The organism is Pantoea sp. BR_17, from assembly GCF_041955125.1.
In the GTDB taxonomy this organism is placed as follows: Bacteria; Pseudomonadota; Gammaproteobacteria; order Enterobacterales; family Enterobacteriaceae; genus Pantoea; species Pantoea stewartii.
This window is the reverse complement of the sequence record NZ_JAVAXT010000005.1, coordinates 1-18,523: the sequence shown is the minus strand read 5'-3', so window position 1 is coordinate 18,523 and position 18,523 is coordinate 1. Positions and strand designations below refer to the sequence as shown.

Sequence of the window (18,523 nt, the reverse complement as noted above, 5' to 3'; positions counted from 1 at the left end):
CCCAATTCTGTTTTTGCGCATTCTTTTCCCGCCGCCTTATGCCTTTTTCGACTTTGAAATCAACAAACGATATATAAAACCGTTACGGGTTTACGCTGAGTTATAAATAAACTGCTGTATCTGCGGATGAGATCTGCATCAAATTTCTTCAGGGTGAACCATGACCTTCAAAGCGATGAAAAAAATCGTGAGCGGAATCGCGCTGTCGCTGGGCCTTGCTGGCGCCGCGCACGCCACAGAGCTGTTAAACAGCTCTTATGACGTTTCACGTGAACTGTTCGTCGCCCTGAACGCGCCTTTTGTCAGCCAGTGGGATGCGCGACATCCGGACGATAAACTCACCATCAAAATGTCGCATGCGGGTTCTTCTAAACAGGCGCTGGCCATCCTGCAAGGGCTGCGTGCCGATGTGGTGACCTATAATCAGGTGACGGATGTACAGGTGCTGCATGACAAAGGCAAACTGATCCCGGCCGACTGGCAAACGCGCCTGCCGAATCACAGTTCACCGTTTTATTCCACCATGGCGTTTCTGGTTCGCAAGGGTAACCCTAAGCAGATTCATGACTGGTCCGATTTAACCCGTAACGATGTGAAGCTGATTTTCCCGAATCCGAAGACCTCGGGTAACGGGCGTTATACCTATCTTGCCGCCTGGGGTGCCGCAGAGAAAGCGGACGGCGGCGACCAGGCAAAAACGCGCGCCTGGATGACACAGTTTCTGAAAAACGTCGAGGTTTTCGACACAGGCGGACGCGGCGCCACCACCACCTTTGCTGAACGCGGTTTAGGGGATGTGCTGATCAGCTTCGAATCGGAGGTCAACACCATTCGTAATCAGTACGGTAAAGAGGATTACGAAGTCGTGGTGCCAAAAACCGATATCCTGGCGGAGTTCCCCGTCGCCTGGGTCGATAAAAACGTTGAACACAATAAAACAGCCGACGCGGCGAAGGCTTATCTGACCTGGCTGTATTCGCCCGAGGCACAGAAAATCATTACGGACTTTTATTATCGCGTGAACAATCCGCAGCTGATGGAGCAGCAAAAAGATCGCTTTCCAGCCACACAGCTGTTTCGGGTTGAAGACGTATTTGGTAGCTGGAATAACGTTATGAAAACCCATTTCGAAAGTGGCGGTGAACTGGATCAACTGTTAGCGGCGGGGCGTGGATAATGTTTGCAGCCAGCCAAAAACGTGTTTTGCCCGGTTTCGGCCTGAGCCTGGGCACCAGTCTGCTGTTTACCTGCCTGATTCTGCTGCTGCCCATCAGTGCCCTTATCATGCAGTTGTCGCAGATGACATTGCAGCAATACTGGGACGTGGTGACCAATCCCCAACTGATTGCAGCCTATAAAGTGACGCTGCTGTCGGCCGGCGTTGCCTCATTGTTCAATGCCCTGTTTGGCATGCTGATGGCCTGGGTTTTAACGCGTTATCGCTTCCCGGGTCGCACGCTGCTGGATGGTTTAATGGATTTGCCCTTTGCATTGCCAACTGCCGTCGCAGGGTTAACCCTGGCCGGTCTGTTTTCGGTAAACGGCTGGTACGGTCAATGGTTTGCTCATTTCGACATTAAGATTTCCTACACCTGGATTGGTATCGCGCTGGCGATGGCCTTCACCAGTATCCCGTTTGTTGTCCGGACGGTGCAGCCGGTGCTGGAAGAGTTAGGTCCGGAATACGAAGAGGCGGCGCAGACTCTGGGCGCAACGCCCTGGCAAAGTTTCCGTCGCGTTGTGCTGCCGGAAGTGGCTCCGGCGTTGCTGGCGGGCACTGCGCTGTCGTTTACCCGCAGCCTGGGCGAGTTTGGCGCGGTGATCTTTATCGCGGGCAATATTGCCTGGAAAACAGAAGTGACCTCACTGATGATTTTCGTCCGTCTGCAGGAGTTTGATTATCCGGCCGCCAGCGCCATCGCGTCGGTCATTCTGGCGGCGTCGTTGCTGCTGCTGTTTGCCATTAATACCTTACAGAGCCGCTTTGGCCGTCGTCTGGGAGGTCACTGATGGCTGATATTTCGCAACTCAATCATGCCGATCGCCAGCCCGTAAACTGGGGTAAATGGCTGCTTATCGGCACGGGTGTGCTGATCTCGGTGCTGCTGCTGGTGGTGCCGATGGTCTCCATCTTCTGGGAAGCGCTGCACAGCGGGCTTGGCCTGACTCTGCGTAACCTGACCGACAGCGATATGCTGCACGCGATTTGGCTGACCGTACTGGTGGCGCTGATTACCGTGCCGGTTAATCTGGTCTTCGGCACCTTGCTGGCCTGGCTGGTCACCCGCTTTACGTTTCCTGGTCGCCAGCTGTTGTTAACCCTGTTTGATATTCCGTTCGCGGTCTCGCCGGTTGTGGCTGGCCTGATGTACCTGCTGTTCTGGGGCATTAACGGTCCGGCAGGCGGCTGGCTGGATGCCCACAATATTCAGGTGATGTTCACCTGGCCGGGTATGGTGCTGGTCACCGTCTTCGTGACCTGTCCGTTCGTGGTTCGCGAACTGGTGCCGGTCATGCTGAGCCAGGGCAGTCATGAAGATGAGGCTGCGGTGCTGTTGGGCGCGTCGGGCTGGCAGATGTTTCGCCGTGTGACGTTACCGAATATTCGCTGGGCAATGCTGTACGGCGTGGTGCTGACCAATGCCCGCGCCATTGGCGAGTTCGGTGCGGTATCTGTGGTATCCGGCTCCATTCGCGGCGAAACCTACACTTTGCCGCTTCAGGTCGAATTACTGCATCAGGATTACAACACGGTGGGTGCCTTCACTGCCGCCGCGTTGCTGACCGTCATGGCCATCCTGACCCTGTTTTTGAAAAGCATTGTGCAGTGGCGCTTAGAGCAGCAGCACAAACGCCTGCAACTGGAGGAAAATCATGAGCATTGAGATTAAACAAATCAACAAATCCTTTGGTCGCACAGCGGTGCTGAACGATATTTCACTGGATATCCCGTCGGGCCAGATGGTGGCGTTGCTGGGGCCGTCCGGTTCCGGTAAAACGACCCTGCTGCGAATTATCGCCGGGCTGGAGCATCAGAACAGCGGCCAGATTCGTTTTCATGAGCATGACGTCAGTCGCCTGCATGCCCGCGATCGTAAAGTCGGGTTTGTTTTTCAACACTATGCGCTGTTCCGCCATATGACCGTGTTTGACAACATTGCCTTTGGCCTGACCGTGCTGCCGCGTCGTGAGCGGCCATCCAGTGCCGAAATCAAAAATCGTGTAACACGTCTGCTGGAGATGGTGCAGCTGTCGCATCTGGCAAACCGCTTTCCGGCTCAGCTCTCGGGTGGTCAGAAGCAGCGCGTGGCGCTGGCAAGAGCACTGGCCGTCGAGCCGCAAATTCTGCTGCTGGATGAGCCTTTCGGTGCGCTGGATGCCCAGGTGCGTAAAGAGCTGCGCCGCTGGTTACGCCAGCTTCATGAAGAATTAAAATTCACCAGCGTGTTTGTCACGCACGATCAGGAAGAGGCAATGGAAGTTGCCGACCGCGTCGTGGTGATGAGTCAGGGCAGCATCGAGCAGGTGGGCACGCCGGATGAGGTCTGGCGCGATCCGGCGACGCGCTTCGTGCTGGAATTCCTGGGCGAAGTTAACCGCTTTGAAGGTGAGGTTCATGGTTCCCAGTTCCATGTCGGGGCGCATCACTGGCCGTTAGGCTATACCTCCGCCCATCAGGGCGCGGTTGATCTGTTCCTGCGTCCTTGGGAAATTGATGTTTCGCGTAAAAGCAGCCTGGAAACCCCTTTACCGGTACAGGTCCTTGAGGTGAGTCCGCGTGGCCATTTCTGGCAGTTGGTCGTTCAGCCTGCGGGCTGGCAGAGCGAACCTTTCTCGCTGGTGTTCGACGGTGACCAGACCGCGCCACTGCGCGGCGAGCGCCTGTTTGTCGGGCTGCAACAGGCCCGGCTCTATCAGGGCGCCACGCCATTGCGGGCAGTTGCCTTTGCGCACAGCGCCTGATATTTTCTTTTTCACGCAGGGCGGGACAATGTCCCGCCCTTTTTTAATGTTTATACCGCCATACCTCAGGCTCTGGCCTGATTCGTAACGGTATCGTTTCGCCAGGATATGCACCGTGACCACTCTGGAACACACAATCGGTAATACACCGCTTATCAGGTTACAGCGCCTGACGCCTGACAATGGCAGTGAGATCTGGCTGAAACTGGAGGGCAACAACCCCGCCGGTTCCGTCAAAGATCGCGCAGCCTGGTCGATGATTCATCAGGCGGAACGGCGAGGCGAGATAACACCGGGCGATCAGCTGATTGAGTCCACCAGTGGCAACACCGGTATCGCGCTGGCGATGATCGCGGCGATGAAAGGCTACCGGTTGCGCTTACTGATGCCGGATAATATGAGCCAGGAGCGGCAGGATGCGATGCGTGCCTATGGGGCCGAGTTAGTCCTGATCGGTCGGGAGCAGGGCATGGAGGGCGCGCGTGATTTAGCCCAGGCGATGGCGGCGCGCGGTGAGGGAAGGGTGCTGGACCAGTTTAATAACCCAGACAATCCACTGGGCCACTACCAGACCACGGGACCGGAGCTGTGGGCCCAGTCGAATCAGCGCATGACGCATTTTGTCTCCAGTATGGGCACCACCGGCACGATTACCGGCGTAGGGCGGTTTTTAAAAGAACATAAGACGGGCGTGAAAGTGATTGGCCTGCAGCCTAAAGAAGGCAGTAGCATTCCTGGGATTCGCCGCTGGCCCCAGGCGTATTTGCCCGGCATTTACCGGCCCGAGTTGGTGGATGAGGTAATTGATATGGGGCAGCAGGAAGCCGAAGAGACCATGCGGGCGCTGGCCCGGCGTGAAGGTATTTTCTGCGGCGTCAGCTCAGGCGGATCGGTCGCGGGCGCACTGCGTATTGCCAGCGCCCATCCTGGAAGCGTCGTGGTGGCGATTGTTTGTGACCGTGGCGATCGCTATCTCTCTACCGGCGTTTATCAGTAACGTCACGCAGCCATTACGCCCTCTGAAGGCTTATGCTGCGCCGTCGGCTGCCTGAGTCTTGTTTATTTGGCTAAGCTTACTGGCATCTGTAAGGATCGCGTAAAACTGGCTGCGCGTTTCGCTGGCCCGGTTCAAAATAGCGCCAGTGACGTAAGAGAGATAACAATGAAAATCCTGCTGGTAGATGACGACGTAGAATTAGGCACGATGCTGAGCCAGTATCTGATCACGGAAGGCTTTGATACGCAACTGGTGTTAACCGGCACTGCCGGTGTGCAGGGGGCGCTGTCCGGTGAGTACAGCGCCATGATTCTGGATATTATGCTGCCGGATATGAGCGGCACCGATGTCCTGCGCCAGGTGCGCCAGCAAAGCCGTCTGCCGGTGATTATGCTGACGGCCAAGGGCGACAATATTGATCGGGTTATCGGCCTGGAAATGGGGGCCGATGACTATATGCCCAAGCCGTGTTATCCCCGTGAGTTGGTGGCGCGCTTGCGTGCCGTACTGCGTCGGATTGAGGAGCATGCGCCTCTGCAGGATAAAAAAGAGACGCTGCAATGGGGAGAGTTAACACTCAATGCGGCCAACCGCGTGACGGAATGGCAGGGGAAAGCCTTTGATCTGACCGCCTCTGAATTTAATCTGCTTGATTTGCTGCTGCGTTCACCGGACCGGGTGGTGACGAAAGACGAGCTGTCTGAGAAAGGCCTGGGACGACCGCGTGAAGCGTACGATCGCAGCGTGGATGTGCATATCAGTAATATCCGTCAGAAGCTCAGCGCGCTCACCGCCGACAGCATCACCATCGAAACCGTTCGCAGCATTGGTTATCGCATTCGATGAATCAAACTTACCGTGGGCACATGTTCTGGAAGATCCTGCTGGGGTTCTGGCTGGTTTTCCTGATTATCAGTCAGCTGATCTGGCTGGGTTTCTCACTTTCCGGTACGCGGCATCATCCCCCTGAATATTTGGTCACCCAGCGGCTGGCTGACGCGCTGATGGCGTCAGCCGTGTCGGTGCTGGAGCGGGGCGGCCCGTCAGCGCTGGATGCGATGATGGCGGAGTGGGCCCCGGAAGATCGGGCGTTTTTGCATGTACGCGCACTGGATAATCTCCGCAACGCAGAGGCACCGCCGCTTGCGCCCGAAACGCCCGAAAAATCCTTTTTTCCCGACCATCTTGTGCGCCAGGCACAGAGCCCGGACGGCAAGAGCTATGAGCTGCTGTACGATCTGAAAGGCATACGCACAATGAGCCGGGAGGGGCGGCCACATAATTTCCTGAATATTCCGGAGCCCATGTTCATTTTCGCCGGGTCTGTGGGGTTGCTGTTTAGCCTGCTGCTGGCATGGAACCTGACGCGCCCTATGCGACAACTGCGTGAAGGTTTTTCGCGGGTAGCCAATGGCGACTTAAGCATCAGGCTCTATCCTGCGCTGCGTAAGCGTCATGACGAGCTCTCCAGCGTGGCGCAGGCGTTCGATGCCATGGTTGAACGCCTGGACACGTTGGTGCGTGCCCGTGAAGCCCTGCTTCATGACATCTCTCATGAACTGCGCTCGCCGCTTGCCCGTCTGCAGCTGGCAACGGGCCTGGCGCGACAGCGGCCAGAAAACGTGAATGACTCGCTGGATCGCATCGATGAAGAGGCACAGCGGCTGGATAAGATGATTGGTGAACTGTTAACCCTGGCGCGTGCCGAGCATGAAAGTGTGCCGGGCGAACACTATTTTGATTTGGCCGGCTTATTAGAGGCGGTGGTTACCGATCTCCGTTATGAAGCGCAGATCCCCGGCGTCGAGGTCGTGTTTAACGTTGATGAGCAGGCCGATCATACCGTACGCGGGAATGCTGAGTTATGCCGGCGAGGCATTGAGAACGTGCTGCGTAATGCTTTACGCTTTTCGCTGCCGGGTCAGCGCATTGAGGTCAGCCTGCAGGTTGAGCAACAGTGGCTGGCGATTCAGGTGCGGGATCAGGGGCCAGGCGTCGATGAGAATAAGCTGTCCAGCATCTTTGATCCCTTTGTCCGGGTCAATTCGCCGTTATTGGGTAAAGGCTACGGGCTGGGGCTGGCAATTGTGCGCAAAGTGGTACTGGCGCATCATGGCGAGGTCAGGGCGGTTAACCGGCCTGAAGGCGGACTGGAGCTGACACTGCGTTTGCCCCGCTGGCAGCCGCATTAAGCAGAGACGTGAAGCATAGAAGCATAAGAGAACGGCACCCTGAGGTGCCGTTTGTGTATTACTTTTTGATGCGAATCACCGGGGTTTCACCCACGACGACCTGACCAGACAGTTTTGTCAAATCCTTGATTTCATCCATATTGGAAATGACAACAGGGGTCAGTGTGGATTTTGCTTTCTCTTCCAGCAGCGGCAGATCGAATTCGATCACCACGTCGCCTTTTTTAACCTTCTGACCTTCTTCGGCGATGCGTTTGAAGCCTTCGCCTTTCAGTTCGACGGTATCGATGCCGAAATGCACGAACAGCTCAATGCCATTATCGGATTCGATTGAAAAGGCATGGTTGGTTTCGAAAATCTTGCCGATAGTCCCATCAACCGGCGCAACCATTTTGTTGCCGCTTGGTTTGATCGCAATACCGTCACCCACGATTTTTTCTGCAAACACCACATCTGGTACGTCTTCAATATTCACGATTTCGCCAGACAGAGGCGCTACGATATCAATTGTCCCAGCGCTATCTGTTTTTTCGCCAAAAAGTTTAGAAAACAAACCCATGATCTTCTCCTAAGCAGTAATTTGGGGCCAGCATCTCGCGGATCAGCAGAGCGTTTTTTCTTTAATGAACTTGTTCACCAGGTTCATCAAGTCTTCCGCCGTAGGTTGAGCCAGTGCCTGCTCTGCCAACGCCTTCGCATCTTCGAAATGTGTATTACGAATAATTTTCTTGATGCCAGGGATAGAAATGGCACTCATGCTGAATTCGTCCAGCCCCATTCCCAGTAACAGTAGTGTAGCACGTTCGTCACCTGCCAGCTCACCACACATGCCAGTCCATTTACCTTCAGCATGAGACGCATCAATGACTTGCTTGATGAGGTTCAGTACCGAAGGCGTCATCGGGTTATACAGGTGCGAAATCAAATCATTACCACGATCTACTGCAAGAGTATACTGCGTCAAATCGTTTGTCCCAATGCTAAAGAAGTCGACTTCTTTCGCCAGGTGACGTGCAATCACGGCAGAGGCAGGCGTTTCCACCATAATGCCCACTTCGATTGACTCGTCAAACGCTTTACCTTCTTCGCGTAACTGCGCTTTCAGCAGCTCCAGTTCCGCTTTCAGCGTACGCACTTCTTCAACCGAAATGATCATCGGGAACATGATGCGCAGCTTACCGAAAGAAGAGGCACGTAAGATAGCACGCAGCTGTGCATGCAGAATTTCCTTACGATCCATTGCAATACGGATGGCGCGCCAGCCCAGGAACGGGTTTTCTTCTTTAGGCAGGTTCATGTAAGGCAGGTCTTTATCACCGCCAATATCCATGGTACGGACGATCACGGCCTGCGATCCCATGGCTTCTGCGACCGCTTTATACGCCTGGAACTGCTCTTCTTCGGTCGGCAGTGAGTCGCGATCCATAAACAGGAACTCAGTGCGGTACAGGCCAACACCTTCTGCGCCGTTGCGCTCGGCACCGGCGATATCGCGTACCGTACCGATGTTGGCGCAGACTTCAACCTGATGGCCATCCAGCGTAACAGCCGGCAGATCTTTCAGCTTCGCCAGCTCATGTTTTTCAGACAGATACTGATTCTGAACCGCTTTCAGCTCTTCCTGAACCGCCTCAGACGGATTAACGTGAATCGCATTGTTCACCCCGTCCAGGATGATGAAATCGCCGTTTTTGATGGTGGCGGTCACGTTACCGGTGCCGACAATCGCCGGGATTTCTAACGAGCGTGCCATGATTGAGGTGTGCGAGGTACGGCCACCCAAATCGGTAATAAAGCCCAGCACCTTTTTCAGATTCAGCTGTGCGGTTTCGGATGGCGTTAAATCTTTCGCCACCAGAATAGATTCTTCCTGGATTGCGCTCAGGTCGACAATGTGCAGACCTAAAATGTTTTGCAGCAGACGCTTACCGATGTCACGCACGTCTGCCGCACGCTCTTTCAGGTATTCGTCGTCCAGCTCCTCCAGGGCTTTTGCCTGGGCGTCGATGACGGAGTTCACAGCAGCATCAGCAGTGGCGTGATCTTTTTTGATCAGGTCGATGATTTCCTGCTCCAGCTCTTCGTCTTCCAGCAACATAATGTGGCCTTCGAAGATGGCTGCTTTTTCTTCACCCAGGGATTCGCTGGCTTTGATACGAATAGCTTCAAGTTGCTCAGCCGCTTTGCTACGCCCTTGCAGAAAGCGCTGAACCTCCTGCTCAACCTGGTCATCTGAAATTTTTTTACGGTTGATGACGATCTCGTCTTCTTTCAGCAGCAGAGCTTTGCCGAAAGCGATACCTGGTGATGCTAAAATGCCTGAAATCATAACCCTACCTTTTTATCACGATGGCTGACTGGACTCGTTGCGTTGCCATAGTCGTGTGACACGTACTCTACGAAAGCAATAACGCGGACAGGTTGTCCGCGATCAAGATGTTGCACACAATGGCGCAGAAGAGTCGTTTTAAGCGGAGCAGAAAGGAGATTACTCCAGTTCCGCCATCAGCTTAACCAGATGCTCTACGGCTTTTTGCTCATCTTCACCTTCCGCAGAAAGTGTGACAACGGTGCCCTGAGTCAGACCCAGAGTCTGCAGCTTAAACAGGCTTTTGGCGCTGGCCGATTTGCCGTTGGAGGTCACGGTGATTTCTGACTGGAAGGCTTTAGCTTCTTTGACAAATTGCGCAGCAGGGCGAGTATGCAGTCCGTTTGGTGCGGTAATGGTAACTTCTTGCTGGAACATTCTATTTCCCCAACGTTTTCAGGATGAGTGTTATGGATCTAAAGTCTAGCCTGGAGCCGTAACTTTAGCCTGTGTAGGTGCGCGGGTATACAACTTACAATCGAACAAATGCGCTTGAATGAGTGTTTCATTCCCGCTGCGTGTCAAAACACGAGTTGAGCACGTCACCGGGTAATTATGCCGTGATTCGCCCTTTCACTAAATCTGAAACTTGATTCAGCTTGATCCACTTCAAAGGAGGATTAATTTCAGGCATCGAAATAATTGGCAGTCTAAATACCAGAGCCACACGACTGAAATCAATTGGCTGCATGGTAAAAGTGAGATCTGTGCCACAAAAAAGCACCCGTCAGGGTGCTTTTTAAGCGTTTGTCCAGGGCGAACTTCGGGCTATTGCAGCTCTTTTTCCGTGAAAAGATCGGCAAACAGCGCGGTGCTGAGATAGCGCTCACCGGAAGAAGGAAGAATGACAACGATGTTTTTGTTGGCGTAGGCTTCATCTTCCTGCAACTTCAGCGCGGCGGCAACGGCGGCACCCGAAGAGATACCGGCCAGAATGCCTTCTTCTTCCATCAGGCGACGGGCCGTGGCGATCGCTTCATCATTAGTGATGCCGACAGCTAAATCGATCAGCGCCAAATCCAGGTTACCCGGAATAAAGCCCGCGCCAATCCCCTGAATCTTATGCGGGCCGGGTTTCAGCTCTTCGCCCGCCATCGCCTGCGCAATCACCGGTGAGTCAGTGGGTTCTACGGCCACGGTGATCAAGGATTTCTTACCCTGGGTGTTTTTGATGTAACGGCTCACGCCTGTCAGCGTGCCGCCGGTCCCCACACCGGCAATGAACACATCCACTTCACCATCCGTGTCTTCCCAAATTTCGGGACCGGTGGTTTTCTCGTGAATTTCCGGGTTGGCCGGGTTACTGAACTGCTGCAGCAGCAAATACTTGTCGGGATCGCTGGCCACGATCTCTTCGGCTTTGGCGATCGCGCCTTTCATGCCTTTTGCGCCTTCGGTCAGGACCAGATTTGCGCCCAGGGCTTTAAGCAACTTACGGCGCTCAACAGACATGGTGTCCGGCATGGTCAGCGTCAGTTTGTAACCGCGCGCGGCGGCCACGTAGGCTAATGCAATACCGGTGTTACCGCTGGTCGGTTCAACCAGTTCAATACCTTGCTTAAGAATACCGCGTTTTTCTGCGTCCCAAATCATGTTGGCACCGATACGGCATTTCACACTGAAGCTCGGGTTACGGGACTCAACCTTCGCAAGGATGCGGCCGTTACCGATGCGGTTCAGTCGAACCAGCGGCGTATGACCAATTGTCAAAGAGTTGTCTTCATAGATCTTACTCATAGCCTGTCCTTAACTGTATGAATTATTGGGAACCCTCTGAGCATACCTGTTCTGCCCCGTGGCGGAAGGAAAGAAATCATATATCTATATGTCTCATGGCGATAAGACCTGCTGAAAATTGCATAAGGATAGTTGATATGTTCAGCGCAGGCTTTCACGAGCCAGGTTCGCCCGATAGCGATCAACCCACATCGCGGTGGCCCCGCACACGGCGACCGGCATAATGGCCAGGTTCACCACGGGAATCATTGTAAAGAGGCTCACCAGCGCGCCAAACTGCATATTGGCTGTCTTGTGCTGGCGTAAGGCATGACGCATCTGCTGAAAACTGACTTTATGGTTATCGAAAGGATAGTCGCAATACTGAACAGACAACATCCAGGCGCTGAACATAAACCACAGCACGGGTGCCACCGTCTGCCCAAAACCCGGAACTAAATAAAGTAATAACAGGCCCAGTGCGCGGGGCAGGTAGTAGCCCAGCTTTTGTAATTCGCGTTTCATGATGCGTGGCACGTCTTTAACCATGCCCAGCCAGCCGCTGTCAGGCAGCGGTTTACCCGTCAGCCGCCCCTCAAGTTGTTCCGCCAGCAGGCCGCAAAACGGCGCGGCAATCAGGTTGGCTATCGTTGAAAAGAAATAGCTAAACACCAGCACCACCGAAATCACCGACAGCGGCCACAGCACATAGCTGAGCCATTGCAGCCAGTCCGGCACATGCGACATCAGTTTGGGGATCCACCCGTCAAGACGGAAAAATAACCAGACAAAGGCGCCGCCTAGCAGCAGGATGTTGACCAGCAAGGGAACGATGACGAAGCGCCGTATGCCCGGTAACCTGATTAGCTTCCAGCCCTGGCTAAAATAGTGCACGCCATTAAAAGAGGAAACGGAATTATTCACAGCCATCGAGCCAGTTCTCCTGAAGATGTTAAGGCGCGCCTACTATAACCTGGCTTTTTCTGCTGACCAGGTGCCGTTTGGGTAAAAAAACAACGAAAAAGTGGCGGTAAGCAATCTTATTTGTGAGAAAATACTGCACAGACTTGCACTTATCTGGCAGGGCAAATACAGTTAGAGAATAAAGTTTGCCGCGGTGGCAAGGTATTGGAACAACAGAGAATACAATGATGCAGGATTTGCGTCTGATATTAATCGTTGTTGGCGCGATCGCCATTATAGCGCTTCTTATTCACGGACTGTGGACCAGCCGTAAAGAACGCTCTTCAGTCTTCCGCGATCGCCCGCACAAACGTTTGAAACAACGTGATGAACATGATGATGAGACGCTGACCGACGACGCTGATGACGGCGTCGGTGAAGTGCGTGTGCGTAATACGCGCGGGCACCAGGAGCCTCATTTTGACGACATCCGCGAGCCACAGCCTGAAGTGCGGCGTGAGCCTGTTAAGGAGCGCCCGCGTCAGCCTTCTGCGCCGCAGCCTGAAAGCGATCCTCTTTTTGACCCGGCACCGCAACCGGAACGTGCGCCACAACGGCCCGCACCGACTCGCCAGCCACCAGCCTTTACCGCACCGCCGGTTCAGGCCGATCCGTTGCTGGATAGCGATCCGCTGGACAGCGTTCAGCCCAATCCTGTTTATCAGGCCGAACCTGAGCCTGACTATGAGCCAGAGCCTGAGGTGGTCAGTCCGCCGCCGCAGCCGAAACAACCTGAACCTCGTCCGCAGACCAGCAGTAAGCCCAAAGAAGCGGTGCTTGTGCTGCATGTCGCGGCGCACTCAGGCGGTCAGCTGAATGGTGAAGCCTTGCTACAGGGCATTTTGCAGGCCGGTTTTCAGTTTGGTGAAATGAACATTTTCCATCGTCATCTCAGTCCGGCAGGCAGCGGTCCTGTGCTGTTTAGTCTGGCTAACATGGTGAAACCCGGTTCCTTCAATCCTGACGAAATGACCGACTTCACCACGCCTGGCGTCTCAATTTTCATGATGGTGCCGTCGTATGGCGATGCGAATCAGAACTTTAAGCTGATGCTACAGTCCGCGCAGCGTATCGCGGACGATGTGGGCGGTGTGGTACTGGATGACGAACGCCGGATGATGACGCCGCAAAAGCTGGAAACTTACAAAGCGCGTATCCGCGATGTGGTCGAATCCCGCGAGTAATCCACACTTTTTCAAATTATTATGATGAACCCCCGCCTGTCGGGGGTTTTTTATCTGATGGGGTTATATGAAATCCGTCCAGGAACACATCACTGAACTGCGCACCACGTTGCGCCATCACGAATATCTGTATCACGTTATGGACGCGCCGGAAGTGCCGGATGCGGAATACGATCGCCTCATGCGGGAACTGCGGGATCTGGAAGCACAGCATCCTGATCTGATCACGCCTGATTCTCCCACGCAGCGCGTAGGGGCCGCCCCGTTGATGGTATTTGAGCAGGTACGCCATGAAGTGCCGATGCTGTCACTGGATAACGCGTTCGATGAACCCAGCTTCAGGGCCTTCAATAAGCGCGTCCAGGATCGTCTGAAAAGCACCGATGATCTCACCTATTGCTGTGAACTCAAGCTGGATGGCCTGGCGGTCAGCCTGCTGTATGAAGATGGCTTATTAACGCGCGCGGCGACGCGCGGCGATGGCACAACAGGCGAAAATATCACGACGAATGTGCGGACGATTCGTGCCATTCCGCTGCGCCTCAAAGGGGACAATATTCCCGCCAGAGTAGAAGTGCGGGGAGAAGTGTTTATGACGCAAAGCGGCTTTGAAAAACTCAATGCCGAGGCGCGCCGTACGGAGGGCAAGGTCTTTGCCAATCCACGCAATGCGGCAGCGGGCTCGTTGCGCCAGCTGGATCCCCGTATCACCGCGAAACGACCGCTAACGTTCTTCTGCTATGGACTGGGCCTGCTGGAAGGGGGCGAGATGCCCCGCAGCCACATGGCGCGACTGCAACAGTTCAAAGCCTGGGGCCTGCCGGTCAGTGACCGTATTCGTCTGGTGCAGAACGCCGATGAAGCGCTGGCGTTTTATCACGAGGTTGAATCAGAGCGGGCCACGCTGGGTTTTGATATCGACGGCGTGGTGATTAAAGTCGATTCGCAGGAATTGCAGGAAAAGCTGGGCTTTGTCGCGCGCGCGCCGCGCTGGGCCGTGGCGTTCAAGTTTCCTGCGCAGGAGCAGATGACGATTGTGCGTGACGTCGAGTTCCAGGTGGGGCGGACGGGCGCTATTACACCTGTTGCCCGGCTGGAACCCGTTCAGGTGGCAGGCGTGATGGTCAGCAATGCCACATTGCATAATGCCGATGAAATTGAACGCCTTGGCCTGCGCATTGGCGACAAAGTCGTGATTCGTCGTGCCGGCGATGTGATTCCTCAGGTGGTCAACGTTGTAACCAGCGAACGGCCTGACAATGCCCGTGAGATCGTGTTTCCCTCTCAGTGCCCGGTATGCGGTTCCGATGTTGAACGCGTTGAGGGCGAGGCGGTCACGCGGTGTACCGGTGGCTTAATCTGTGGTGCACAGCGCAAAGAAGCGCTGAAGCATTTTGTGTCGCGGCGCGCCATGGACGTTGACGGCATGGGTGACAAGATTATCGATCAACTGGTCGAGAAAGAGTACGTCAAAACCCCGGCCGATCTGTTCCGGCTCAGCCGTGAAACCCTGACCGGGTTAGATCGTATGGGCGCGAAGTCGGCGCAGAATGTGGTCGACGCGCTGGAAAAAGCCAAATCCACTACGCTGGCGCGTTTCCTCTATGCGCTGGGTATTCGCGAAGTCGGCGAAGCCACGGCGGCAAACCTGGCCAGTCATTTTGGCGATCTGCAAAAGGTCATGGATGCCGATCTGGACGCGCTGATTGCGGTTCAGGATGTGGGCACGGTCGTCGCGAAGCACGTGCGGCACTTCATGGAAGAAGAGAGCAACCGCGAGGTGATCCGGCAACTGGTTGAAGATATTGGCATCCACTGGCCCCAGGTGGTGGCGGTGAACCCCGGCGAGATCGACAGTCCGTTTGCAGGCAAGACCGTAGTGTTAACGGGCTCACTCTCGCAGATGAACCGGGACGATGCCAAAGCGCGACTCATCGAACTCGGTGCCAAAGTCAGCGGCAGCGTATCGAAGAAAACCGATTTGCTGATCGCAGGAGAAGCTGCGGGTTCGAAGCTGGCAAAAGCGCAGGAGCTGGGCATCGAGATCATTGATGAAGCCGAAATGATCCGGCGACTCGGTACCTGAGATGGATAAGCAGGCGCTGATCGAGATTGCGAATACGGCCATGCCGTTTGGCAAATATAAAGGCCGGATGCTGATTGATTTGCCAGAGCCCTATCTGCTGTGGTTCGCCCGTAGCGGCGAGTTTCCGGCTGGTCGTTTGGGGGAGCTGATGCAGCTTACCCTGGCGATAAAAATTGAAGGGCTGGAAGGGTTAGTTAAACCTTTAAAGCGTGGTGACTGAGTTCGCGGCCTCGCATGAGGCCGCGTGTCTGAACGTGTTTCCGTTATTTCTGCGATTCCACGACAGCCGCTTTGCTTTTCTCCGCCTGCAACGCATTGGTTCGCTTGTAACGTCCGGCAATAAACGAGCACACCATCAACTGAACCTGGTGAAAAATCATCAGTGGCAAGACGATGATACCCACCGCGCTGGCGGGGAACAGGATATTGGCCATCGGCACGCCGTTCGCCAGGCTCTTTTTCGAGCCACAGAACAACACCACGATTTCATCGGGACAACTGAAGCCAAACAGGCGCGCAGCTAGATAGTTAATAATCAGCACCAGCGTCAGGAGCAGGATGCAGCCCGCCAGAATCCACAGCAGCGTATCAATCCCGACGCGTTTCCAGATGCCGTTCACCACCGCTTCGCTGAACGCGGAATAAACCACCAACAGAATGGACGTCTGATCGGTGATGCCAATCAGGCTACGGTTCCTTTCCACCCAACCGCTAATCCAGCGGCGTGACAGATGACCTAAAACAAACGGCACTAACAGTTGCAGCATGATTTTACCGACCTGCTCAAGGCCATCGCCTGGTCCGTTACTGTTGACGTCCATCACCAGATTAACCAGCAGCGGGGAGACGAAAACACCTAACAGGCTGGATGCCGATGCGCTGCACACAGCCGCAGCCACATTGCCGCCGGCCATTGAGGTGAACGCGATGGCCGACTGGACGGTGGCAGGCAAAATGCAGAGGTAAAGGAAGCCGGTATAAATTTCTGCGCCGACGTTAACCGGATGCCACCAGACAATCAGCAGCCCCAGCGCCGGGAACATAACAAACGTACTGCACATGATCCAAAGGTGAAGCCGCCAGTGGCTGCTGCCTGCGATGATTTTTTCGCGTGACAGTTTGGCACCGTGCATGAAGAACAGCAGGGCGATGGCGGCGGTGGTCAGGTACGTGAAAAAGTCGACGAAGCCGCCTCTCGCCGGAATGAAAGAGGCCAGAAGTACAGTGATGATCAGCTTGATCATCATCGGGTCAATACGGAGAAATCCCATCGTTAAAATCCGGTTAAATTAAGTCTGGAGTGATTGTGCGTGATGAGGGTTTAGAAATAAAATTGATTTATTAAATGAATCTATGCGAGAAATTAATGAATTACTCCCTACGTCAGTTACGCACCTTTGTGGCCGTTGCGCATTATGGTGGCTTTAGCCAGGCAGGGCAGGCGATTGGGCTGAGTCAGTCTGCGGTCAGCCACAGCATTAAAGAGCTGGAAGCGGAAACGGGCGTCCGTTTGCTGGATCGCACGACGCGCGAGGTGGTGCTGACCGAAGCCGGGCAGCAGCTGGCTTCACGTATGGAAAGGTTGCTGGAAGAGATAAACACCACGCTGCTGGATATTCGTAGCTATGGCGAACAACGCAGTGGTACGGTACGCATCGCGGCGAGTCAGACGATCTCAGCCCACCTGATGCCGCAATGCCTTGCCGCCAGCCAGCAAAGCTACCCGGAAATAAAGATCATCCTGCACGATCGGGTGCAGCAGGCCGTGCTTCAGAGCGTACGTCACGCCGAAGTCGATTTTGGCATTGTGATTGGCCCGCTGAATGACAGTGAATTCGACTGTTGCGCCATACTGGATGAACCCTTTTTACTGCTGTGCCGGGAGGATGATCCGCTTGCTGAAGTCGGGCAGGCAAGGTGGCCGATGTTGGAGGGACGTACGATGGTGCTTCAGGATTATGCGTCGGGCAGCCGGATATTAATTGACGCGGCGTTACGTCAGCAGAACATCAGTATCAATGTGGTTCAGGAAATCGGTCATCCGGCCACGCTGTTTCCTATGGTTGATGCAGGTATCGGGATCAGCATTTTACCCGCGCTGGCGTTACCGCTTCCTGCGGGGCGCGCGTTAACGGTAAGACGTCTCTATCCTGAGATCAATCGCAGCCTGACATTAATTAAGCGCAAGAATCGCTCGTTAACGCCTGCGGGCGAGGCCATATGGCAGGAGGTGCGTCAGCAGGGAGCTCTGCTGACGCAACAACGTGCTTCCAGTCCTGCGTTTTAAATATAGACGTCGAGCTGATTATTTTGGGTAGGGCGATTGACGCCGTCGGCTGACACGGTTTTACCTTCTTTTTCCGCCTGTTTCGCTTCGGCTTTTTGTTGCTCTTTGCGTTGCAGCTGCTGGATTTGCGCTTCTAAAACCTGAATCTGCGCTTTGATTGTATCCTGCTGCTTCTTCTTTTCTTCGGTGGTCAGTGTCTTATCATCGCCCAGACTTTTTAACTGGTCGTTCAGGCGCGAAATCTGCTTATTCAGACTGGCAATTTGTGCTGCCGTGTCTGATGAGGCGCTTGTCGTATCTGACGTTGAGCCACTGCCGATGCTCGGTGTGCTGGTTGAAATAGTTGTCATGATGATCTCCTTGCAATTAGACGTTTTAGGTTATCGGATGCGCGCGGCAAAAGCTTAATGCCTCAAAATGTTAAATTTACGAAAAGATTTTTACAGATTAACGTTAGTCCTTACCATTCAGTTGAGTATACGGGTAACGGTGGCGGATACGGCTGTTGGTTTCATTATTTCGGCAGTGGGAAAAAGCAGGGCGGGTAACTGAACCTGCGGCAGAGTCTCATTCCGCACGTCAGGCAGCGGAGCGCAGAAGCGAAAAAAGCGCCTTCAGGCGCTTTTTTCTGAATTTGGTGGGTCGTGCAGGATAGTCTTCAGCCCGGCGGGCCTCGCCCTTCGGGTGACAGCCTGAATCGCTGTGCGATTCAGTCGAACCTGCAGCAGGTTCTCATCCTGCACATCAGACATCGGAGCGCAGAAACG

At 54.5% G+C, this 18,523-nt stretch carries 18 protein-coding genes and 1 other RNA gene; 11 read left to right on the top strand and 8 right to left on the bottom strand.

The window, feature by feature from the left end; all coding sequences use genetic code 11:
• Positions 1 to 160: 160 nt before the first annotated feature.
• The 7 genes from RAC60_RS09685 (at position 161) to RAC60_RS09655 (ending at position 7,152) form a co-directional block, all read left to right on the top strand.
• Positions 161 to 1,177, top strand: coding sequence for a sulfate ABC transporter substrate-binding protein (locus RAC60_RS09685; RefSeq protein ID WP_282498056.1), 1,017 nt, complete (start codon positions 161 to 163; stop codon positions 1,175 to 1,177).
• Positions 1,177 to 2,010 carry a sulfate/thiosulfate ABC transporter permease CysT gene (gene cysT, locus RAC60_RS09680; RefSeq protein ID WP_006117806.1) on the top strand — a complete coding sequence of 278 codons (834 nt, stop codon included), beginning with the start codon at positions 1,177 to 1,179 and terminating at the stop codon, positions 2,008 to 2,010. The genes RAC60_RS09685 and cysT overlap by 1 nt, the downstream gene beginning before the upstream one ends.
• Positions 2,010 to 2,885 (top strand): sulfate/thiosulfate ABC transporter permease CysW, encoded by an 876-nt coding sequence (gene cysW, locus RAC60_RS09675; RefSeq protein WP_006117805.1) that lies wholly within the window; start codon positions 2,010 to 2,012, stop codon positions 2,883 to 2,885. The genes cysT and cysW overlap by 1 nt, the downstream gene beginning before the upstream one ends.
• Positions 2,875 to 3,963 (top strand): sulfate/thiosulfate ABC transporter ATP-binding protein CysA, encoded by a 1,089-nt coding sequence (gene cysA / locus RAC60_RS09670; protein ID WP_375093483.1) that lies wholly within the window; start codon positions 2,875 to 2,877, stop codon positions 3,961 to 3,963. Before cysW ends, cysA begins: the two co-directional genes overlap by 11 nt.
• Before the next feature lie 115 nt (positions 3,964 to 4,078).
• Positions 4,079 to 4,960, top strand: a complete 882-nt coding sequence (cysM, locus tag RAC60_RS09665) for a cysteine synthase CysM (RefSeq protein ID WP_375093481.1) — start codon at positions 4,079 to 4,081, stop codon at positions 4,958 to 4,960.
• 165 nt (positions 4,961 to 5,125) lie between these two features.
• Positions 5,126 to 5,806, top strand: coding sequence for a response regulator transcription factor (locus tag RAC60_RS09660; protein WP_006117802.1), 681 nt, complete (start codon positions 5,126 to 5,128; stop codon positions 5,804 to 5,806).
• Positions 5,803 to 7,152, top strand: coding sequence for an ATP-binding protein (locus RAC60_RS09655; RefSeq protein WP_162286356.1), 1,350 nt, complete (start codon positions 5,803 to 5,805; stop codon positions 7,150 to 7,152). The genes RAC60_RS09660 and RAC60_RS09655 overlap by 4 nt, the downstream gene beginning before the upstream one ends.
• A 58-nt stretch (positions 7,153 to 7,210) precedes the next feature.
• On the opposite strand, the gene crr is transcribed toward RAC60_RS09655, so the two are convergent.
• The 5 genes from crr to cysZ form a co-directional block, all read right to left on the bottom strand.
• Entirely contained in the window at positions 7,211 to 7,711 is a 501-nt protein-coding gene (gene crr / locus RAC60_RS09650) for a PTS glucose transporter subunit IIA (RefSeq protein WP_006117800.1), read from the bottom strand.
• A 42-nt stretch (positions 7,712 to 7,753) separates the two neighbouring features.
• Positions 7,754 to 9,481, bottom strand: coding sequence for a phosphoenolpyruvate-protein phosphotransferase PtsI (gene ptsI, locus RAC60_RS09645; protein WP_006117799.1), 1,728 nt, complete (start codon positions 9,479 to 9,481; stop codon positions 7,754 to 7,756).
• Between the two features lie 159 nt (positions 9,482 to 9,640).
• Positions 9,641 to 9,898, bottom strand: a complete 258-nt coding sequence (ptsH, locus tag RAC60_RS09640; protein WP_003848868.1) for a phosphocarrier protein Hpr — start codon at positions 9,896 to 9,898, stop codon at positions 9,641 to 9,643.
• A gap of 390 nt (positions 9,899 to 10,288) precedes the next feature.
• Positions 10,289 to 11,257, bottom strand: coding sequence for a cysteine synthase A (gene cysK / locus RAC60_RS09635; RefSeq protein WP_033740801.1), 969 nt, complete (start codon positions 11,255 to 11,257; stop codon positions 10,289 to 10,291).
• Positions 11,258 to 11,398: 141 nt separating this feature from the next.
• Positions 11,399 to 12,166 carry a sulfate transporter CysZ gene (cysZ, locus tag RAC60_RS09630; RefSeq protein ID WP_375093477.1) on the bottom strand — a complete coding sequence of 256 codons (768 nt, stop codon included), beginning with the start codon at positions 12,164 to 12,166 and terminating at the stop codon, positions 11,399 to 11,401.
• 218 nt (positions 12,167 to 12,384) lie between these two features.
• On the opposite strand from cysZ, the gene zipA reads away from it, so the two are divergent.
• The 3 genes from zipA to RAC60_RS09615 all read left to right on the top strand — a co-directional run bounded on the left by zipA (position 12,385) and on the right by RAC60_RS09615 (position 15,689).
• Complete coding sequence (gene zipA / locus RAC60_RS09625; RefSeq protein WP_375093475.1) at positions 12,385 to 13,383, top strand: cell division protein ZipA; 999 nt, start codon at positions 12,385 to 12,387, stop codon at positions 13,381 to 13,383.
• Between the two features lie 67 nt (positions 13,384 to 13,450).
• Complete coding sequence (gene ligA, locus RAC60_RS09620) at positions 13,451 to 15,469, top strand: NAD-dependent DNA ligase LigA (RefSeq protein ID WP_375093473.1); 2,019 nt, start codon at positions 13,451 to 13,453, stop codon at positions 15,467 to 15,469.
• Between the two features lies 1 nt (position 15,470).
• A complete protein-coding gene (locus RAC60_RS09615) occupies positions 15,471 to 15,689 on the top strand; it encodes a DUF3820 family protein (protein WP_039339860.1) in 219 nt (72 codons plus the stop codon).
• Between the two features lie 43 nt (positions 15,690 to 15,732).
• On the opposite strand, the gene RAC60_RS09610 is transcribed toward RAC60_RS09615, so the two are convergent.
• Positions 15,733 to 16,740, bottom strand: coding sequence for a bile acid:sodium symporter family protein (locus tag RAC60_RS09610; protein WP_375093472.1), 1,008 nt, complete (start codon positions 16,738 to 16,740; stop codon positions 15,733 to 15,735).
• A gap of 95 nt (positions 16,741 to 16,835) precedes the next feature.
• Between RAC60_RS09610 and RAC60_RS09605 the strand changes: the two genes are divergently transcribed.
• Positions 16,836 to 17,756: a LysR family transcriptional regulator gene (locus RAC60_RS09605; RefSeq protein ID WP_033740794.1), complete on the top strand. Its 921-nt coding sequence runs from the start codon at positions 16,836 to 16,838 to the stop codon at positions 17,754 to 17,756.
• Here the strand turns inward: RAC60_RS09605 and RAC60_RS09600 are convergent.
• Entirely contained in the window at positions 17,753 to 18,106 is a 354-nt protein-coding gene (locus RAC60_RS09600) for a FlxA-like family protein (protein ID WP_006117791.1), read from the bottom strand. The two genes, RAC60_RS09605 and RAC60_RS09600, sit on opposite strands and share 4 nt — an antisense overlap.
• 285 nt (positions 18,107 to 18,391) lie before the next feature.
• A non-coding RNA gene (locus RAC60_RS09595) (RtT sRNA) lies at positions 18,392 to 18,513 on the bottom strand.
• Between the last annotated feature and the right edge of the window lie 10 nt (positions 18,514 to 18,523).